The following is an 18,635-nucleotide window of genomic DNA, read 5'->3' on the forward strand; positions in this document are numbered from 1 at the left end:
AGACTACGGGGCGATGAACGGCCCAGCGCACGGAGGCCCGACGACGGGCGAACCGGACTTCATGCCCACCCTCCGGCTCGTGGACACGGGTGCGAGCACCGGCGAGGACATCTTCACCGGGTCGAGCCACTGGTCACCCGGCGGCCGGGTGTTCGGCGGGCAGGTCCTCGCCCAGTGCGTCGTCGCGGCCCAGACCACGATCGACGGGCGGGCCATCCACTCGATGCACGGGTACTTCCTCCGACCCGGTGCCATCGACGAGCCGATCACGTTCGCCGTCGAGCGGATCCACGACGGCCGCTCCTTCGCCACGCGTCGGGTCCAGGCGTACCAGCGGGGTGTGCCGATCTTCTCGATGATCGCCTCGTTCCAGACGCCCGACACCGGCGTGGAGCACCAGGACGCGATGCCCCTGGACGTCCCCGATCCCGAGTCCCTGCCGTCGGCCGCCGAGCTCCTCGCCGGGATCGACCACCCCGTCGCCCGCCACTGGGCGAAACGGTCGATCGACGTCCGCCACCCCGGAGGGCCGGTGTTCATCGAGGTGACCGGCGAGCGCGTCGCCCACCAGGCCGTCTGGCTCCGGGTGGCCGGTGACCTGCCCGACGACCCCGCCCTCCACCGTGCCGTGCTCGGTTACGCGAGCGACCTGTCGATCCTCGAGCCGATCATGCGGCGGCACGGCCTCGCCTGGGGCACGCCGGGCGTCAAGAGCGCGAGCCTCGACCACGCCATGTGGTGGCACCGCGACGGCCGCGCTGATGACTGGGTGCTCTACACGCAGGAGTCACCGAGCGCGCAGAGTGGCCGTGGACTGGCGATCGGCCGGATGTTCGACCGGTCGGGCCGCCTGCTGACCACGGTCGCGCAGGAGGGCATGCTCCGCGTGCCCGGGGCCTGAGCGGGGGTCTGACGGTCCCAGGAAGACCCGACGACTCCCCCACGGCGCCGGGCGCGCCCACGATGCTCATGTCCCCGTCACCAGACAGAGAGCAGAGCACCATGGACATCAACGGACGCAGCGTCTTCATCGTCGGAGGGACCTCCGGCATCGGCCTCGGACTCGCCAGACGGTTCGCCGCCGCGGGCAGCACCGTCGTCGTCGGCGGGCGGAACGTCGACCGGGTCGACGACCTCGAGACCGTCGTCGTCGACGTCACCGATCCGGCCTCCGTCCTCCACGCACGCGACACCGTCCTGCGGGATCACCCGGACCTCGACGTCGTCGTCACGATGTCGGGCGTGATGCTCCTCGAGGACCTCCGCGATCCGGCCCACTTCGCGCAGACCGCGGTGACCGTCGACGTCAACCTCCTCGGGACGATCCGGGTCATCGATGCGTTCACGCCGCACCTCATCGCGCGTGGCGGCGGTGACCTCATCACGGTGACGTCGGGGATCGCGTTCCTCCCGTTCCCCCTCATGGCGAGCTACGCGGCGTCGAAGGCCGGGGTGCACGCGTACTCGGAGGCCCTCCGCGCGCAGCTCGCCGGCACCGGGGTCGCCGTCACCGAGCTCGTCCCGCCCGCGGTCGACACGGGTGACCAGGGCGCGGTCAACCCCGCGGCCCTGCCGCTGGAGGGGTTCCTGGACGAGGTGACCGACCTGCTCACCCAGGACCCGACGCCCCACGAGATCCTGGTGCAGGGCGTGCAGATGCACCGCTGGGCGGAGCGTGACGGCACGTACGCGGACCTCGTGGCACGACGGTCGGCAGCGCTCGCGAACCTGCCCGGGCGCTGACCGGCAGCCGAACCCGGCAAGCGGGTCGTGGGCGGCGCACAGGCCGTCGCCCACGACGGTCCTACGGGCGCGAGAACGCCACGGGCTCCTCGCGGTACGCCTCGCACGCGGCACGCTCGACGTCGGTGAGGCGGCGCGGGCGGTTCGTCTCGGCGTCGACGAGCACGAGCGAGGTGGTCGCCCGGGTGAACACGACGAAGGGGTCGGTACCAGCGGGCGAGCAGACCTCGTACGAGACGTCGATGCTCGCCCCGCCGATCCGCCCGACCCACATCTGGATGTCGAGCGGCCGCCGGAGGTACGGGATCGACTGCAGGTACTCGAGCCGCTGTCCGGCGATCACCGTCAACGTCCCGGATCCGGGGCGACCGTCGATGATCGGCGGCGGCGTCTCGGACGTGCCCTCGAGTTCCTCGGGGTCCGGCGCCCAGAACGCGAGGATGCGTGCTTCCTCCAGGAGCCGGAGCATCGCCGAGTTGTTGACGTGCCCGTACGCGTCGATGTCACTCCACCGGATGCGGACGGGCACGCGCAGTCGTGCCACCGTCAGTCCCGCGTGAGCTTGCGGTACGTCGCCCGGCCGGGCTTGGCGGCATCGGCGCCGAGGCGCTGGATCTTGTTCTCCTCGTACGCCTGGAAGTTGCCCTCGAACCAGTACCAGTTCGGCACGCCGTCCTCGTTCACGCCCTCCCACGCGAGGATGTGCGTCGCGATGCGGTCGAGGAACCACCGGTCGTGGGTGATGACCACGGCACAGCCCGGGAACTCGAGGAGGGCGTTCTCCAGGCTGCCGAGGGTCTCGACGTCGAGGTCGTTCGTCGGCTCGTCGAGGAGCAGGAGGTTGCCGCCCTGCTTGAGCGTCAGCGCGAGGTTCAGTCGGTTGCGCTCACCACCGGAGAGCACGCCGGCCTTCTTCTGCTGGTCCGGGCCCTTGAACCCGAACTGCGACACGTACGCGCGCGACGGGATCTCGGTCTTGCCCACCTGGATGAAGTCGAGGCCATCGGACACGACCTCCCACAGGTTCTTGTTCGGGTCGATGCCGCCGCGCGTCTGGTCGACGTACGAGATGTCGACGGTCTCGCCGATCTTGAGGTCGCCGGCGTCGAGGGGCTCGAGGCCGACGATCGTCTTGAACAGCGTCGTCTTGCCCACGCCGTTCGGGCCGATGACGCCGACGATGCCGTTGCGCGGCAGCGTGAACGACAGGTTGTCGATGATGATCCGCTCGCCGAACTGCTTGTGCAGCTTGGCCGCGTCGATGACCTGCGAGCCGAGGCGCGGCCCCACGGGGATCACGATCTCCTCGAAGTCGAGCTTGCGCGTCCGCTCGGCCTCGGCCGCCATCTCCTCGTAGCGGGCGAGGCGGGCCTTCGACTTCGCCTGGCGGCCCTTCGAGTTGCTCCGCACCCAGTCGAGCTCGTCCGACAGACGCTTGGCGAGCTTGGCGTCCTTCTTGCCCTGCACCTCGAGGCGCGCACGCTTCTTCTCGAGGTACGTCGAGTAGTTGCCCTCGTACGGGTAGAGCCGTCCGCGGTCGACCTCGGCGATCCACTCGGCGACGTGGTCGAGGAAGTACCGGTCGTGGGTCACGGCGAGGACGGCGCCGGGGTACTGCTGCAGGTGCTGCTCGAGCCACAGCACGCTCTCGGCGTCGAGGTGGTTCGTCGGCTCGTCGAGCAGGAGCAGGTCGGGCTTCTGCAGCAGGAGCTTGCAGAGGGCGACGCGGCGCTTCTCACCACCGGAGAGGTGCGAGACGACCTCGTCCGCCGGCGGGCACTGGAGCGCCGCCATCGCCTGCTCGAGCTGCGAGTCGAGGTCCCACGCATCGGCCGCGTCGATCTCTTCCTGCAGGGTGCCCATCTCGGCCAGGAGCGCGTCGAAGTCGGCGTCCGGCTCGGCCATCTGCGCCGAGATCTCGTTGAAGCGGTCGAGCTTCGCCTTGATCGGGCCGACGCCTTCCTGCACGTTCTCGAGGACCGTCTTGTCCTCGTCGAGCTCCGGCTCCTGCATGAGGATGCCGACCGTGAAGCCCGGCGTCAGCTTGGCCTCGCCGTTCGACGGCTGGTCGAGGCCGGCCATGATCTTGAGGATCGTCGACTTGCCAGCGCCGTTCGGGCCGACGACGCCGATCTTGGCGCCGGGCAGGAACGACATCGTGACGTCGTCGAGGATCAGTTTCTCGCCGACCGACTTGCGGGCGCGGACCATTTGGTAGATGTACTCAGCCATGTCTCGTCCAGTCTACTGAGGGGTACGGAGGACAGCGGGGGCGGTGATCACCACCCCCGGCGTCATTGGATGCTCTCGGTCTTGCCGATCAGGCACTTGCCCGTGCTGAGCACGGGAGCCGTCTCGCTCACGAACGCCGCGCCGCGGAACTGACCGATGAGGCAGGTGGACCCGACGAGCACCGACACCTGGATCGAGTCGGCGGCGCGACCGATCGAGGTCGTGTCCGGCGTGATCTGCATCGCCTTCTTCGGGAACCCCGCGTTCACGAGGGAGTTCACGATCGCCGCGTCGTCGGGGTGCGCGTTCGACGTGGTGAGCGTGTGCGCGGCGTCGTCGAACCGGCCCTTCGCCGCGATGGCGGCGGCGTCCATCGTCGCGGTCGGGACGGGGACGTCCGTCGGGGTCGAGATCGCCGTGGCCGTCGTGCTCGCGGAGACGCTGCTGCTCGGCGGTGCGGACACCGTGTCGTGGTCACCGCCGCCCGTGCAGGCGCTCACGCCGATCCCAGCGAGCATCGTGATCGCCAGGACCATCGGGAGCCTGCCTCGCATGGACGAGTCCTTCCTGCGACGGCGGTCCCCCCGGCGGCGCCGCACCAGTGTACGGGCAGGACCCGGGCGGGCCGGGAGACCACTGCCCGTCACGCCGTGGCGTCCACCGCGAGGGCCGAGGGGTCGTGACGGTCCGGGCCAGGGGCCGGTGCGGCGTCGTCGTCGGGCACGACGCCGTCGGGGCCCACGCCCGCGAACTCCGGTGCCACGAACATCCCCGGCGTCGAGGCGAGACCGTCGCCATCCGGGCCGCCGTCGTCCAGGTTCCCGTCCATGGAGCCAGCGTCGTCGGCACCGGGCGTCGCCCCCAGCGCGCCGGCTGCGACCTCGACCGCGACGGCACCGGCCACCGCGCGTTCCTCGGCCGACGGCGCGTCACCCGGAGCCGCCATCTCGTCGGCCGTCTGCCGCGGCGTGCGGCGCCACTGACCGCGCCCGTAGGCCAGGTCGTGCCCGATCGCGTCGGCGTCGATCTCGACCGCGAGCCCCGACCGGTCCTGGCGCTCCCACGTCCGGACCCGCAACCGCCCTGCGACGAGCACCCGGTCCCCCTTGACGACGGAACCGGTGCAGTTCGACGCCAGGCTGCGGAACGCGGTGACCGTGAACCAGTTCGTGTCGCCGTTCACCCAGGCGGAGTTGGCGCGGTCCCACCGCCGCGACGGCGACGCCAGTCGGAAGCTCGTGATGGCCAGGCCGGTCCCCGTGACGAGGTGCCGTGGTTCGGTCGCGACGATGCCGCGGATGGTGATCGTGTCGTTCATGCCCCGATCGTCGGGCCTGGCCCAACGCGGCGAGGCGCTGTCGACCACACCGGTGGACAACCGCCCCGACGGGTCCCTTGGGGACGACGTCCGGTCAGTGGGCGCGGAACTCGGGCCGCTCGGCCAATGGCCCGAGCGCCGCGTGCACGGCACGCTTCGCCGACTCGAGCGTCGGGTACGACGCGTGTCGGTCCTCCCGGCCGTACAGCGCGACGCGGAACCCGGCTTCGGTGCGGTGGATGCTGCCCACCGCACCGGCCGGTCCGATCGCGACCCAGGTGTCCGTCGTGCGTGTGGTGACACGCTCGTCCGTCGTCGTCATCGTCGACCACCTCCTCGTGGTCCCGCGCCGTCCGACGACCGGATCGGTGTCCGGCTACGACGCCAGGATGTACTGAGCGTACGCCCGGCGCACCTTGTTCACCTTGGGCACCGCGACGGCCATGCAGTAGCCCTGACCCGGGTTCTTCGCGAAGAAGTCCTGGTGGTACTCCTCGGCCCGGTAGAACTCCGTGAGCGGCTCGATCGTCGTGACGATGGTGCCGTCCCAGATGTCAGCCGCACGCTCGATCGCGCGCTCGAACAGGGCACGCTGCTCGTCGTCGGCCGGGAACATCGCCGACCGGTACTGGGTGCCGACGTCGGCGCCCTGACGGTTGAGCTGGCGCGGGTCGTGCAGCGTGAAGAAGACGTCGAGGATGACGTCGGCGGGGATCACGGTCTCGTCGAAGGTGACGGCGACCGCTTCGGCGTGCCCGGTCCGGCCGGTGCACACGAGCTCGTACGAGGGGTCGGCGACCGTCCCGCCGACGTAACCGGACACGACGTCCTGCACGCCCTGGAGCGTGCGGTACACCGCGTCGAGACACCAGAAACAACCACCTGCGAGCACGAACGTCGTCATGGGGGCAACCTACCTTCCGCGGCCGGGCGACTCCCGGCTGGGTGGTCAACGACGACGGGCCCCTCGCCATTCCCCGGCCCGCCCTCCACACGGGAGGCACGGCGCCCGTCGTCCACACCGGTCGCGGTCGCGCGCTGCGCTGTCGGCGGGTGCTCCTAGCGTCGTCGTCGAGCCGGGAACCGCCTGGCGGACGAGGAGGCGACATTGGAGACGACAGCAGCTCCCTGGCGGATCGGGACGCCACGGCCGGTCGCGCGTTCCCGTGGCGGCCTCCGCGTCCTCGACGTGCGTGAGGACCTGAGCCGGGTGACCCGCGCGAACGGCGAGATCGTCGGGTACGTGGACCGCGTCGAGGTCGCGGGCGCTCCGGCGTACCGAGCGCGCCGATACGTCCCCGCCGAGCGTCGCTTCGTGGCGCTCCCCACGGTGTGGGACCCGGACGACGCCGTCGACTGCCTGCGCTGGTGACACCGATCGGACCCTCCGCGGGGCGGTTCTCCGCAATGGCCTGTCGCACGCCGACGGCGCCGTGAGCCATGGATATGGTGCGCACATGCAATGGTGGAACAGCTTCATCGACTGGTCGGGTTCGGCCCATGGGTGGCGACTCATCTCGGGCGCGATCATCCCGTTCGTCGCGATCGTCGTCGCGGGCATCGTCGCGGCCCTCATCGGTCGCGGTGCCACCAAGCGCGTCGTGGCGATGCAGGAGCGCGAAGCGAAGAACGCCGCCGTCACCGGCGTGATCTCCGCCGCCCGCAAGGCCGCGACCTGGGGTGCGCTGGGCCACGACGAGCGTTCCTACGCGGATCACCTGGCCGAGGACGCCGACATCCGGCTGCGGCTCCTGCCCGTGGTCGGTGCACCCGTGGCGGCGAACTGGGCGCAGCACGAGATCGCCGACATCAAGAAGCACTCGTCGACCTTCAGCTTCCAGGCCGAACAGTCGCTGTCCGAGTTCCGTGACCGGATGCTCGAGTGGCAGGCGCGGCCGTCCAGGGCACGCAAGCTGTTCCGCGCGGACCTGGAGCGCTGGAAGTTCGAGAGCCCGGACCCCGACGCCGACCTCGTCAAGCGCCAGCAGGAGTGGAACGCGGACCAGACCGACGCGGTACGGGCGGGATCCGGTGCCGAGCGCGGTGCCACGACGACGCCCCTCCGCGCCGGGCGCTCGGACGCGACGGGCACGACCGCGACGGGCACGACCGCGACGGGCACGACCGCGACGGGCACGACCGCGGCGAGCGGGACCGCCGACGCCGCCGCCGGTGGGGTGACGGTCGGTTCGGGGACCGCTCCGCGTCCGGCGCCGATCGCACCGGTGCTCCCCCGTGTGGATCGCAGCCCCCTGCCCGACCGCAGTGCTTCGGCAGCTCGCGGCACACTGACCGACCGCAGTGCTTCGGCAGACAGCAGCACCCCGGCGGACCGCGCCCCTTCGGCACGGCCGGTCGGGACGCCGGACCGCGAGGCGGGAGCCGATGGATCGGCAGCGGTGACGCCGTCCGGCGCGGCAGTGTCCGGTACCGGCGGGACCGAGGCGGACCGGCAGACGGCCGTGGTGCCGGCCGTGGCCGTCGCACGACCGTCGACGTCGGAGCGTCCGGCGACCCAGTCCCCGACCGCGACCCCGGCCCCGGCCCCGGCCCCGGCTCAGGTCGTCCCGGTGAGCGCGGACGAGTCCGGCGAGCACGGCCGACCGGCGGGCGAGCTGACGGACCCGAAGGTCGACGCGGCCGGGCCCGCGACCACGAACACGACGTCGATCCCGACCCGCATCGCCGACGCGCCGGTCGAGCCGGCCGATCCCGACGAGACGGACGAGGCGCCGTACGGCTCGCCGGTCAGCGCGGCGGAACTCCGGCGCCGGGCCGACCAGGACGACGACTGATCGAGCGCGCGCTCAGACGGACCACATGGACGGCCGCTCCCTCGACGGGGGCGGCCGTTCGTCGTCGCGCGCCCCCGGCAGGATTCGAACCCGCGACAGGATGGGTAGAAACCATCTGCTCTTCCACTGAGCTACGGAGGCCTGCGAGCGATTGTACGGCGTGGCCGTGGACGGCGACGGGTCGCATGCCGGACGGCGGGGACGCGTCAGGGCAGCGCGCGGGCGAGCGCCGTCAGCAGCTGGTCCGGTCGTGGGACCCCTGCAGCGCGGAACACCTCGTCGCCGTCCGCCGCACTGATGACGATGGTCGGCGTGGAGCGGATGCCGAGCGCCTCGACCCGATCCGGGTGCGCCGCGACGTCGAGCTCCCGCACCTCGAGCGCGGGGACGAGCCGCTGTGCCTCACCGACGACCCGTCGTGCCGCGGCGCAGGGGGCGCAGAACGCGGACGTGTACAGGTCGAGGTGCATGCGGGGCCGAACGCGATCCGGCCGGCCTCCATTCCCGGAGGCCGGCGGACGCGGGTCAGGGGCGGTCGAACTCGCCGGTGCGGTCGCCCCGGTTCTCGAGTGCGTCGACGGGATCCGAGTGCTCGGCGTCCCAGCGGTAGTCGACGTGCACCTGGTCGACGACCTGCTTGGCGTTCTCGGCCTTGTAGGTGAACGCGGTCTCGAGCCCGTCGACGATCGCGAACGCCGTCACCTCGTCGTCCCACGTGTCGCTCGTCGCGGTGCGGGTGTCCGTCGTGCCGTTGAAGGGGCCGTCGTGGTAGATGGCGGTGTACTCGTCGCCCTCGTGGATGGTGATGTCGCTCATTCGTCCCTTCTACCAGTCGGGGGCATCGAGCGGCCCGCGCATCGGGCACCACGAGGACGGTCGGGAGGGCAGCCCTTGTCGGATACATAGCTCGGCTATAGAATTGTCGGCATGGACGATCGCGAGGCCACCATCGAGGCGCTCCTCGTGTCCGTGAATCGACTGATCCGTCGCGCTGCCCGCGCCAGCGGCAACACGACCTCGTCGGCCGTGTGGCGGACCCTCGGCATCCTCGACAGCGACGGCACGATGCGCCTCGGCGAGCTCGCCGCGGTCAGCCGGGTCAGCCAGCCGACGATGACCAAGCTCGTCGCGGGCATGGTCACGGACGGCCTCGCGAGCCGGACCACCGACCCGGAGGACTCCCGGGCCGGCCTCATCACGATCACCGACGCCGGTCACCAGGCCATCCGGGACTGGCGCGCCACCCTCGCGCGCGAGGTCGGTCCGCTCTTCGCGGACCTCGACCCCGACGAGTGGGACACCCTGCACCGAGCAGCGACCCTCGTCACGGCGAGGGTCAGGACGGAGACACCCGCGTGACGGACCACGCAGCACCGACCGGCACCGGCCACGGCCCCACCGGCCACGGCAGCAGCAGCAGCAGCAGCAGCAGCATCCTCAAGCAGTCCTCGGCGGTCTGGGCGATCGCCTTCGCCTGCGTCGTGGCGTTCATGGGCATCGGGCTCGTGGACCCGATCCTCCCGGCGATCGCGCAGTCCCTCAAGGCCACGCCGACGCAGACCGAGCTCCTGTTCACGAGTTACCTCGCGGTGACGGGCGTCGCGATGTTCTTCACGAGCTGGGTCTCGAGCCGGATCGGCGCGAAGAAGACGCTCATGATCGGGCTCGCGCTCATCGTGCTGTTCTCGGTGCTCGCCGCCACGTCCGGCAGCGTCTGGCACATCATCGACTTCCGCGCCGGGTGGGGGCTCGGCAACGCGCTCTTCATCTCGACCGCGCTCGCCACGATCGTCGGTGCGGCGTCGGGCGGGACGGCCTCGGCGATCATCCTGTACGAGGCGGCGCTCGGGCTCGGCATCGCGATCGGTCCGCTGGTCGGCGGGCTCCTCGGGTCGATCAGCTGGCGCGGGCCGTTCTTCGGCGTGACGACGCTCATGGCGATCGCGTTCGTGGCGATCCTCGTGTTCCTCCGGGGCAACGGGGTGGAGAAGCCGTCGCCCACCCCGCTGTCCGCCCCGTTCCGCGCGCTCGGCCGTCCGGCGCTGGCCGCCCTCGCCGCGACCGCGCTGTTCTACAACATCGGCTTCTTCGTGCTCCTCGCCTACACGCCGTACCCGCTCGGCTTCGACGCGCTCGGCATCGGCTTCACCTTCTTCGGTTGGGGTGTCGGCCTCGCGGTCACCTCGGTGTGGGTCGCGCCGATGCTGACGGCCCGGCTCCGGCGCACGTCGGTGCTCCGGCTCGCGCTGCCGCTGCTGGCGCTCGATCTGTTCGCGGCGGCGGTCGTGGTGCACAGCCAGGTCGGCCTGGTGATCTGCGTGGTGATCGGCGGTCTCGTGCTCGGCGTGCTCAACACCGTCCTCACCGAGAGCGTCATGGAGGCCACGGACCTGCCCCGTGCCGTTGCGTCGAGCGCCTACTCGGCCGTCCGGTTCATCGGCGGCGCGGTGGCCCCGCCGGTCGCGACGCTGCTCGCGGACGCGATCGCCCCGAGTGCCGCGTACGTCTTCGCCGGCGCGTCCGTCACGGTCGCCTTCGTCGTGACGCTCGTCGCGGCGCGCGCACTCCGCCGCGTCGACGACGGACCCGAGCCCCAGCGCGTCGAGGCGGAGGCCGTCAGCGCCGGCGAGGTGAGCTGACCACCGGACGTCCGCCGCGCCTCCCGACCGCACGCGGCCCGGCCGGGAGGCCCGACCCCGCCCCCCAGGACCGTCACCGGACCGGCATAGGATCGAGCACATGTCCACGTCACACGACCGCCTCGTCTGGATCGACTGCGAGATGACGGGGCTCGACCTCGACGCCGACGAACTCGTCGAGGTCGCGGTCGTCGTCACGGACTTCGACCTCGAGCCGGTCCACCCGGGCTTCGACATCGTCATCAAGCCGAACCAGTCGGCTCTCGACAACATGAACGACTTCGTGCGGAACATGCACACGACCTCGGGCCTCATCGACGAGATCCCGAACGGCGTGAGCCTGGCCGACGCGGAGTACCAGGTGCTCGAGTACATCCTGCGGCACGTCCCCGCCGAGGGCTCGGCACCGCTGGCGGGCAACACGATCGGCACCGACCGGTCGTTCCTCGCGCGGTACATGCCCCGGGTCGACAACCACCTGCACTACCGCAGCGTCGACGTGTCGAGCATCAAGGAACTCTGCCGCCGCTGGTTCCCGCGCGTGTACTTCAACGCACCGGAGAAGCACGGCGGCCACCGCGCCCTGGCCGACATCCTCGAGTCGATCCGGGAGCTCGAGTACTACCGGCGCGCGGGGTTCGTCCCCGAGCCGGGGCCGGCCACCGAGGACGTGCGCGGGATCGCGGAGCAGGTCGTCGACAAGTGGGAGTCCCGGCTGGCCGCACCGCAGGCCTGACCGGCAGCGCGGCGCCGGACTGTCCGCTCGACGCGGACGCCCCGGACTGGGGTCACCAAACCCCGAGCCGGGCCGCCTCGAACACATAGCGTGTCCAGCACCATGCGCAGCGCGACCACCACCACGGCCTCCCGCATCATCAGCGTCGGGGGCGTCCGCGGGGACCTCGTCGTCCCGAACGACGACCTCGTCGGTCCCATCGACTCGTCCGACGAGTGGATCCGCCGCCGCACGGGGATCGTCACGCGTCGGCACGCGCGCAAGGAGGTCCTGGTCGAGGACCTCGCCGAGCAGGCCGGGCGCAGTGCGATCGAGGCCGCCGGGATCGACCCCGAGCAGGTCGACGTCGTCATCGTCGCGAGCATCTCGTGGATGCAGACCACGCCCGCGATGGCGCCCCTCGTGGCGCATCGGCTCGGCACCGGACCCGGCACCGCCGCGTTCGACGCCAACGCCGCCTGTGCGGGCTACTGCTACGGGATCGGCCAAGCGGATGCGATGATCCGCTCGGGGCTCGCCCGGCACGTCCTGGTGATCGGTGCCGAGAAGATCTCCGACTTCATCGAGCCGACTGACCGCACGATGTCGTTCATCATGGGTGACGGCTCGGGTGCCGCACTCGTCGGACCGAGCGACACCCCCGGCATCGGCCCGACCGTGTGGGGGTCGGACGGCCGCCTCAACGGCGCGATCGGGCTGACGCACTCGTGGCTCGACTTCAAGTACGCCGCCGACGACGAGCGCGTGCCGTGGCCGACCGCGCGCCAGGACGGACCGAGCGTGTACCGGTGGACGCAGACGGCGCTGCCGGAGCTCGCGCTCAAGGCGATCGCGGACGCGGGCCTGACCCCGAAGGACATCGAGGTCTTCGTGCCGCACCAGGCGAACCTCCGGATCGTCGAGGGACTGCACGACCGGCTCGGACTCGCCGACGACGTCATCGTCGCGCGCGATATCGTCGACACGGGCAACACGTCGTCCGCGTCGGTGCCGCTCGCGACCGAGCGGCTGCTGCGTGAGGGACTCGCGCAGCCGGGCCAGATCGCCCTGCAGTTCGGGTTCGGCGCCGGGCTGGCGTACGCCGCGCAGGTCGTGCGGCTGCCCGAGCACGTCGGCGTCGCCGGACCCGGCGCGCCCGTCCCGGTCGCGGAACCGGTCGCCGTGTGAGTCCCTGGACGTCGGCGGGCGCCGCGCCTGCCGAACCGAGGAGCACCGTGACCGCCGAACAGCCCACCGTCGTCGTGACCCGCCCCGCGCCGGGCGTCGTCCTGGCGACGCTGTCCCGCCCGGAGCGGCTCAACGCGATCACGGTCGGGATGTTCGCCGAGCTCGAGGAGCTCGCCGCATCGCTCGCCCGCGACGAGCACGTCCGCGTGCTCGTGCTCACGGGCGCCGGCCGGGGGTTCTCGTCCGGCTACGACCTCGACGAGGCGAAGGAGCTCCCGCAGCTCACCGCCATGGGGATGCTCGCCCGCCAGGAGGCCGCGGCACGCGCGCTCGTCGGCCTCCGGTCCCTGCCGATCCCCGTCGTCGCGGCGGTGAACGGTCCGGCCGCCGGTGGCGGGTTCTCGCTGGCCCTCGCGGCGGACATCCGACTCGCCTCCCCCACGGCCACCTTCGTCGCGTCGTTCGTCCGGATCGGCCTGTCCGCCGGTGATCTCGGGTTGTCCTGGCTCCTCCCACGCGTGATCGGGTCGGGCCGCGCCGCGGAGATCACGTTGACCGGTCGCGCGGTCGACGCCGCCGAGGCGGAGCGGATCGGACTCGTGTCCCGCGTCGTCCCGGCGGAGTCCCTGCTCGAGGAGGCACTGGCCACCGCGGCCGCGATCGTGGGGAACTCGCCGTCGGGCGTCCGGTTCTCGAAGCGAGCGCTGCAGCACAACCTCGAGATCGGGTCGTACGCTGCGGCGGTCGAGTACGAGAGCCGAGGACAGGCGCTGCTGTCCCGGACCGCGGACATGGCCGAGGCGCTCGACGCGTTCCTGAACCGGCGCCCGCCCGAGTTCACCGGGCAGTGACCGCCCCTACCGCTGGTCGGCCCCGGCGCCCTCCGCCTGCTGCGCCTTCGTCGCGGCCGCAGCGGCCTTGCCCCGAGCGCGGATCGCGGCCCAGTCGTCCGCGGTGAGGTGGGTGAGGTCCGAGAACGTCGACGGTCCGGCGAGCCGCTGCCCGCCGTCCATCGCGATCGTCTCGCCGGTCAGGTAGTCGCACGCGTCGGACAGCAGGAACATGACGAGGTTCGCGACCTCGTCGGGGCGCCCGAACCGGCCCGCGGGGACACCGCGCACGTCGGTGGCCCCGATGACGGAACTGTCCCCGGGGTCGAGGACGTCCCAGGCGAACTCCGTCGGCACCGGACCGGGCGCGACGGCGTTCAACCGGATCCCGTAGTGCGCCCACTCGACGGCGAGCGACATCGTCATCGCGTTCACGGCGGCCTTCGACATCGCCGACGGGACGACGTAGGCCGAACCGGTCTCGACCCACGTGGTCAGGAGGGACACGACGGCGCCGGGGAGGCCCTCGCGGATCCATCGGCGACCGACGGCGTGCGTGACGTGGAACGAGCCGTTGATCACCGTCGAGGTCACCGCGGCGAACGCGCGTGCGGACAGCGACTCGGTCGGGGCGATGAAGTTCGCGGCGGCGCCGTTGACGAGCCCGGTGAGGGGACGACCCCCGGCGTGCATCCGGTCGACCGCGGCGTCGACGGCCTCGGCGTCCCGCACGTCGACCGAGTCGACGACGATCCGCGACGGGTCACCGAGCATCGCGATCTCGCTCGCGGCGGCGTCGAGCACGGCACGGCGGCGGCCCCAGAGCACGACCTCGGCCCCGTGGGCGACGAGGGCGCCGGCGATCGCCTTGCCCAGGCCGGACCCGCCGCCGGTCACGAGGATCCGATCGCCCTCGAGGAGGGTCGGCGAGTAGGGATCGCGCCGCTCACCGTCCGCTGGTCCACGTGCCAAGGTCCACCACCGTTCCGGTCCGCCTGGCAGGCGGTGTCGTTCGGGTCGACACCGTGTCACTGCCGTTCAGCACGCTACCAGGAGGGCGGTCCGCGCCCGTCCGGTCACGGGCCGGTGACGACCACCTTGCCGAGGGCGTCGCGGGACTCGATGAGGCGCATCGCGTCGGCGGCCTCGACGAACGGGAACACACGCCCGACGACGGGGTGGATCCGTCCCGCCGCCATGAGGTCCTGCACGGCGTCGCGGACCATGCGCAGCGTGCCGGGGTACTCGGCGTCCATGGTGTCCATCGAGATTCCCGTGACGGACAGGTTCCGCAGGAGCAGCCGGTTCACCCGGACCTCGGGGATCGAACCGCCGGCGAACCCGATGACGACGAGCATCCCACCCGTGCGGAGCGCCCGCAGCGAGTCGGTGAAGCGGTCGCCGCCGACGGGGTCGAGCACGGCGTCGACCCCGTGGCCGTCGGTCAGGCGCAGGACGTCGTCCTTCCAGGGGCCGTCCGACCGGATGACCTCGTCGGCACCCGCCCGGCGCGCGAGCTCCGCCTTGTCGTCCGACGAGACGACCGCGATCGCGCGGACGCCGAAGGCGTCGGCGAGGTCGAGCAGGGCCGTCCCGACGCCGCCGGCCGCACCGTGGACGAGCACCATGCCTCCCGGGCGGACGCCCGACCGGTGCAGCGCGAACCAGGCGGTCGAGTAGTTGAGGTACACCGCCGCCCCCTGGGCGAACGACATGTCGTCGGGGAGTTTCGCCGTGTAGTCCGGCGCGACGACCGCCCGCTCGGCCATGCCGCCCCAGAACACGATGCTGCCGACGCGGTCACCCACCGCGAAGCCACTCGCCGGGTCCGCCTCGACCACGACACCCGCGATCTCGCTGCCGAGCACGTAGGGGGTGGGCGTGCCGTACTGGTAGCGGCCCCGGCTCTGCAGGACGTCGATGACGCTCAGGCCCACCGCACGGACCTCGACGACGACCCGGACGCCGCCCGCACGGTGGTGGTGGTGTCCGGGTTCCGGGACGTCTCGGACGACCGCCGCGTCGGGACCGTCCAGCCGCTCGATGACGATCGCCTGCACCCGTCGAGCCTAGCCGCGGCTCCGAACACGGCGGGACCGCTCGTTGGAGGATCACCACCGTCCGGTCGCCGAACCGTGGTGGGACCTCCACCGATTCGACCCCCGGACCCACTGCGAGGATGGACCGCATGACTAGCACCCGCGTCGCCGTCACCGGCCTCGGCGCCGTCTCCCCCGTCGGCGCCGACGCCCCGAGCACCTGGGCGGCGTTCCTCGCCGGTCGCTCCGGTGTCGCCCTGATCGAGGACGACTGGGCGGCGGACCTGCCGGTCCGCATCGGTGCGCGCGTCGACGCGGACCTCGGCGCGCACCTGACGGTGCGCGAGACGAAGCGCATGGACCGCGCGGAGCAGATCGCCATGGTCGCCGGCCGGGAGGCGTGGGCCCACGCCGGGTACGACGGCCCCCTCACCGACGACGACCGGGACCGCGCCGCCGTGGTCGTGGGCACCGCGATCGGCGGCCTGCACTCGACCATCGAGCAGCAGCACGCGCTCGAGCGGTCGGGATCCCGCAAGGTGCTCCCCCACACCGTCACGATGATGATGGCGAACGGCGCCGCGGCCTGGCTCTCGATGGCGATCGGCGCCCGCGGCGGCGCCAGTGCGCCCGTGTCCGCGTGCGCGTCGAGCACCGAGGCCCTCGGGCAGGCGCGGATGCTCATCGCGTCCGGCGCGGCCGACGTCGTGCTCGCCGGCGGCACCGAGGCCTGCGTCGAGGGCCTCACGCTCGCGGCGCTCGCCCAGACCCGTGCGTTGTCGCGGCGGGAGGACGACCCGAGCCGTGCCTCCCGGCCGTTCGCGGCCGACCGCGACGGCTTCGTGCTCGGCGAGGGGGCGGCGATGCTCGTGCTCGAGTCCGAGGACCACGCCCGCGCACGCGGCGCCCGGGTGCTCGCGTGGCTCGACGGGTCGGCCGTGACGAGCGACGCCCACGACATCGTCCAGGCCGACCCGGACAACCAGGCGCGCACCATGACGCTCGCCCTGCGGGTGGCGGGTGTCCCCGGGTCCGAGATCGGGTTCGTGCACGCCCACGCGACCTCGACGCCGCTCGGGGACCTCAACGAGTCACGCGCGATCCTGTCGTCCGTGGGGGCGCACCCCGTCGTGACGTCGACGAAGTCCATGACGGGGCACCTGCTCGGGGCGTCCGGCGCGCTCGGGGCGGTGGCCGTGGTCGAGGCCCTGCGGACCGGGACGGTCCCGCCGACGACGAACGTCGACGCCGTGGACCCCGAGGTCGAGGTCGACGTGGCGACGACACCGCGGACGGTCGACACCGGGGTCGCCCTGCTCAACTCGTTCGGCTTCGGCGGCCACAACGCGTCGCTCGTGTTCGCGCGGGCGTAGGACGGGCCTCCCGCGGAGCTACCGCGCCACGTCGTCGCCGAGCCCGAACACCCGCCGTGCGTTGCCGCTCGTGAAGGCCTGGCGGTCGGCGTCCGAGTCGAACTCGGCGAGGAACCGCTCGACGTCCGCGCGCGTGGGCCGCTGGAACGGGTAGTCGGTCGAGAACACGAGGCGGTCGACCGACGTGACGGTCAGGGCGTGCCGGAGGAGCGCGGGGTTGAACATGCCCGACGTCGTCACGACGACGTTCGACCGCAGGTACTCGACCACCGGGCGGTCGAGCCCACCGGTGCGCGCGAGGCTCTGGATGCGGTCGACCCAGAACAGCAGGAGTTCGCCCCAGTGCCCCAGGACGATCTGGAGGTCCGGGTGCCGGTCGAACGTGCCCCGGGCGATCAGGCGGAGCGCCGCCACCGCGGCCTCGAGGTGCCAGCCCCACCCGAAGGTCGACAGCGCGAGGTCGGTCATCGGGTCGAAGCCGGAGTAGGACGCCTCGCGCACGGCCCGCGGTGGGATCTGCGGGTGGATGAACACCGGGAGTGCCCGGGCGGCCGCTGCGGCGAACAGGTCGTCGTACCGCGGGTCGTCGAGGGGGACGTCGCCCGTGCGGCCGTACACCATGGCCCCGATGAACCCGAGGTCGGCGGCTCGCTCGAGCTCGGCGACGACGGCGCTCGGGTCCGCCATCGGGAGGGTCGCCATCGCACGGAAGCGGTCGGGATGGCGTGCGACCGCGGCGGCCGCTGCGTCGTTGAGGTCGCGGCTCGCCGCCACCGCGTCGGCGGGGTCGAGTGGTCCGGTCGCGGGCGGGGCCACGGACAGGACCTGCAGGTCGACCCCCTGCTCGTCCATGACGGCGAGGCGCGCGGCGTCGAGGTCCTCGAGCAGGGCGAGGGTGTCCCCGTGCTCGTTGAGGACGAGGCTGTCGTCCCGACGGTCCCCGGGGAGCCGTTCGAGGGCCTGGCGGAGGTCGGGGGTCGTCCAGTGTTCTTCGATGGCGATGACGGTCACGCTCCGGAGCCTGCCACGCGCGCGCCTCGCGGGTTCGTCGCGCGCTCAGCCCACGGGGACGCCGACCCGACGTCGCCCGACCCGTGCATCGGGGTGCCGACGGTCAGCGGCGGTGCGCGACGATCGTGCGTGGTGCCGGTGGGAGCGACGCATTCGACCGGGAGGCCCGGAACGCGTCGAGCGCGAGGGTCGCGGACCGCCGCGCCACGGCCTCCCGGTCGGCCGTCGCCACGGACGGGGCGGCACGTCCGGCAAGGAGCACGAGGACGACGTCGTCGACCCCCACGTCGGTGCGCAGTGCGCCGACGAGCTGCGCCCGCCGCACGAGATCGGCGATGATCCGGAGCAGTGCCGTGCGGTGGGTGTGCAGGGCCTCGCCGGACGGGTGGGCCGCCGTCATCGCTTCCGTGAAGCCCCGGTTCCGCGCGTTGAGCACGGCCAACGCGACGACCATCGAGCAGAAGCCGTGCCACGGGTCCGGATGGGCCGCGCCGTCCTCGACGGCCGCACGACAGGCGCGGAGCTCGTCGGCGAAGGCGGCGTCCATGAGCGCCTGCTTCGTCGGGAACCGGCGGTAGAGGGTCGCCGGCCCGACGTCGGCGCGCCGAGCGACCTCGCGCATCGTGACCGCGAGGCCGCGCTCGGCGAACAGCGCACGCGCGGCGTCGAGTGCCCGATCGCGGTTGTCCTGGGCGTCGGTCCGCAGGATGTGAGGCAATGGGTCCCCCGTGGTTCCCACTTCGACCAAGTGG

22 protein-coding genes and 1 tRNA gene are annotated in these 18,635 nt (G+C 72.2%); 10 read left to right on the top strand and 13 right to left on the bottom strand.

Going from position 1 to position 18,635, the window contains the following annotated elements; all coding sequences use genetic code 11:
* Positions 1 to 13: 13 nt before the first annotated feature.
* Both DEI92_RS13050 and DEI92_RS13055 read left to right on the top strand, forming a co-directional pair.
* The gene (locus DEI92_RS13050) at positions 14 to 901 is read left to right on the top strand and encodes an acyl-CoA thioesterase II (RefSeq protein WP_181434903.1); all 888 of its coding nucleotides are present in this window, start codon (positions 14 to 16) and stop codon (positions 899 to 901) included.
* Between the two features lie 101 nt (positions 902 to 1,002).
* Positions 1,003 to 1,743, top strand: a complete 741-nt coding sequence (locus DEI92_RS13055; RefSeq protein WP_111013791.1) for an SDR family oxidoreductase — start codon at positions 1,003 to 1,005, stop codon at positions 1,741 to 1,743.
* Between the two features lie 61 nt (positions 1,744 to 1,804).
* On the opposite strand, the gene DEI92_RS13060 is transcribed toward DEI92_RS13055, so the two are convergent.
* From DEI92_RS13060 to msrA, 6 genes are all read right to left on the bottom strand, one after another.
* On the bottom strand, positions 1,805 to 2,272 hold the full coding sequence (locus tag DEI92_RS13060) for a thioesterase family protein (protein ID WP_258368554.1): 468 nt from the start codon (positions 2,270 to 2,272) through the stop codon (positions 1,805 to 1,807).
* A gap of 17 nt (positions 2,273 to 2,289) precedes the next feature.
* A complete protein-coding gene (gene ettA / locus DEI92_RS13065; RefSeq protein WP_111009941.1) occupies positions 2,290 to 3,975 on the bottom strand; it encodes an energy-dependent translational throttle protein EttA in 1,686 nt (561 codons plus the stop codon).
* 62 nt (positions 3,976 to 4,037) lie between these two features.
* Complete coding sequence (locus DEI92_RS13070) at positions 4,038 to 4,529, bottom strand: DUF6993 domain-containing protein (protein WP_146242799.1); 492 nt, start codon at positions 4,527 to 4,529, stop codon at positions 4,038 to 4,040.
* A gap of 89 nt (positions 4,530 to 4,618) precedes the next feature.
* Positions 4,619 to 5,293 carry a single-stranded DNA-binding protein gene (locus DEI92_RS13075; RefSeq protein ID WP_111009944.1) on the bottom strand — a complete coding sequence of 225 codons (675 nt, stop codon included), beginning with the start codon at positions 5,291 to 5,293 and terminating at the stop codon, positions 4,619 to 4,621.
* Positions 5,294 to 5,387: 94 nt separating this feature from the next.
* On the bottom strand, positions 5,388 to 5,615 hold the full coding sequence (locus DEI92_RS13080; protein WP_111009946.1) for a methyltransferase: 228 nt from the start codon (positions 5,613 to 5,615) through the stop codon (positions 5,388 to 5,390).
* A gap of 54 nt (positions 5,616 to 5,669) precedes the next feature.
* Entirely contained in the window at positions 5,670 to 6,197 is a 528-nt protein-coding gene (gene msrA, locus DEI92_RS13085; RefSeq protein ID WP_111009948.1) for a peptide-methionine (S)-S-oxide reductase MsrA, read from the bottom strand.
* Between the two features lie 204 nt (positions 6,198 to 6,401).
* Here msrA and DEI92_RS13090 point away from each other — a divergent pair, with 204 nt between their 5' ends.
* A complete protein-coding gene (locus tag DEI92_RS13090; RefSeq protein WP_111009950.1) occupies positions 6,402 to 6,665 on the top strand; it encodes a hypothetical protein in 264 nt (87 codons plus the stop codon).
* A gap of 85 nt (positions 6,666 to 6,750) precedes the next feature.
* Positions 6,751 to 8,088 carry a hypothetical protein gene (locus DEI92_RS13095; RefSeq protein ID WP_111013792.1) on the top strand — a complete coding sequence of 446 codons (1,338 nt, stop codon included), beginning with the start codon at positions 6,751 to 6,753 and terminating at the stop codon, positions 8,086 to 8,088.
* A gap of 69 nt (positions 8,089 to 8,157) precedes the next feature.
* Here the strand turns inward: DEI92_RS13095 and DEI92_RS13100 are convergent.
* The 3 genes from DEI92_RS13100 to DEI92_RS13110 all read right to left on the bottom strand — a co-directional run bounded on the left by DEI92_RS13100 (position 8,158) and on the right by DEI92_RS13110 (position 8,904).
* A tRNA-Arg gene (locus DEI92_RS13100) sits at positions 8,158 to 8,229 on the bottom strand.
* 65 nt (positions 8,230 to 8,294) lie between these two features.
* A complete protein-coding gene (locus DEI92_RS13105; protein WP_111013793.1) occupies positions 8,295 to 8,558 on the bottom strand; it encodes a thioredoxin family protein in 264 nt (87 codons plus the stop codon).
* 55 nt (positions 8,559 to 8,613) lie between these two features.
* Positions 8,614 to 8,904: an oligoribonuclease gene (locus tag DEI92_RS13110; protein ID WP_111009955.1), complete on the bottom strand. Its 291-nt coding sequence runs from the start codon at positions 8,902 to 8,904 to the stop codon at positions 8,614 to 8,616.
* Between the two features lie 111 nt (positions 8,905 to 9,015).
* Here DEI92_RS13110 and DEI92_RS13115 point away from each other — a divergent pair, with 111 nt between their 5' ends.
* From DEI92_RS13115 to DEI92_RS13135, 5 genes are all read left to right on the top strand, one after another.
* Positions 9,016 to 9,447 (top strand): MarR family winged helix-turn-helix transcriptional regulator, encoded by a 432-nt coding sequence (locus DEI92_RS13115; protein WP_111013794.1) that lies wholly within the window; start codon positions 9,016 to 9,018, stop codon positions 9,445 to 9,447.
* A 74-nt stretch (positions 9,448 to 9,521) separates the two neighbouring features.
* On the top strand, positions 9,522 to 10,727 hold the full coding sequence (locus DEI92_RS13120) for an MFS transporter (RefSeq protein WP_258370207.1): 1,206 nt from the start codon (positions 9,522 to 9,524) through the stop codon (positions 10,725 to 10,727).
* A 100-nt stretch (positions 10,728 to 10,827) separates the two neighbouring features.
* A complete protein-coding gene (orn, locus tag DEI92_RS13125) occupies positions 10,828 to 11,463 on the top strand; it encodes an oligoribonuclease (RefSeq protein ID WP_111013796.1) in 636 nt (211 codons plus the stop codon).
* Between the two features lie 102 nt (positions 11,464 to 11,565).
* Complete coding sequence (locus DEI92_RS13130) at positions 11,566 to 12,630, top strand: beta-ketoacyl-ACP synthase 3 (protein WP_111013797.1); 1,065 nt, start codon at positions 11,566 to 11,568, stop codon at positions 12,628 to 12,630.
* A 47-nt stretch (positions 12,631 to 12,677) separates the two neighbouring features.
* Positions 12,678 to 13,481, top strand: coding sequence for an enoyl-CoA hydratase/isomerase family protein (locus DEI92_RS13135; protein WP_111013798.1), 804 nt, complete (start codon positions 12,678 to 12,680; stop codon positions 13,479 to 13,481).
* Positions 13,482 to 13,487: 6 nt separating this feature from the next.
* On the opposite strand, the gene DEI92_RS13140 is transcribed toward DEI92_RS13135, so the two are convergent.
* Both DEI92_RS13140 and DEI92_RS13145 read right to left on the bottom strand, forming a co-directional pair.
* Positions 13,488 to 14,432, bottom strand: a complete 945-nt coding sequence (locus tag DEI92_RS13140; RefSeq protein ID WP_111013799.1) for an SDR family oxidoreductase — start codon at positions 14,430 to 14,432, stop codon at positions 13,488 to 13,490.
* Between the two features lie 104 nt (positions 14,433 to 14,536).
* Positions 14,537 to 15,520: an NADPH:quinone oxidoreductase family protein gene (locus DEI92_RS13145; RefSeq protein ID WP_111013800.1), complete on the bottom strand. Its 984-nt coding sequence runs from the start codon at positions 15,518 to 15,520 to the stop codon at positions 14,537 to 14,539.
* Positions 15,521 to 15,648: 128 nt separating this feature from the next.
* Here DEI92_RS13145 and DEI92_RS13150 point away from each other — a divergent pair, with 128 nt between their 5' ends.
* Entirely contained in the window at positions 15,649 to 16,872 is a 1,224-nt protein-coding gene (locus DEI92_RS13150) for a beta-ketoacyl synthase (RefSeq protein WP_111013801.1), read from the top strand.
* Positions 16,873 to 16,890: 18 nt separating this feature from the next.
* On the opposite strand, the gene DEI92_RS13155 is transcribed toward DEI92_RS13150, so the two are convergent.
* A complete protein-coding gene (locus DEI92_RS13155; RefSeq protein WP_111013802.1) occupies positions 16,891 to 17,883 on the bottom strand; it encodes an amidohydrolase family protein in 993 nt (330 codons plus the stop codon).
* Between the two features lie 103 nt (positions 17,884 to 17,986).
* The gene (locus tag DEI92_RS13160) at positions 17,987 to 18,601 is read right to left on the bottom strand and encodes a TetR/AcrR family transcriptional regulator (RefSeq protein ID WP_111013803.1); all 615 of its coding nucleotides are present in this window, start codon (positions 18,599 to 18,601) and stop codon (positions 17,987 to 17,989) included.
* Positions 18,602 to 18,635: the final 34 nt, after the last annotated feature.

Origin of the sequence: Curtobacterium sp. MCBD17_034 (assembly GCF_003234515.1) — a bacterium.
In the GTDB taxonomy this organism is placed as follows: domain Bacteria; phylum Actinomycetota; class Actinomycetes; order Actinomycetales; family Microbacteriaceae; genus Curtobacterium.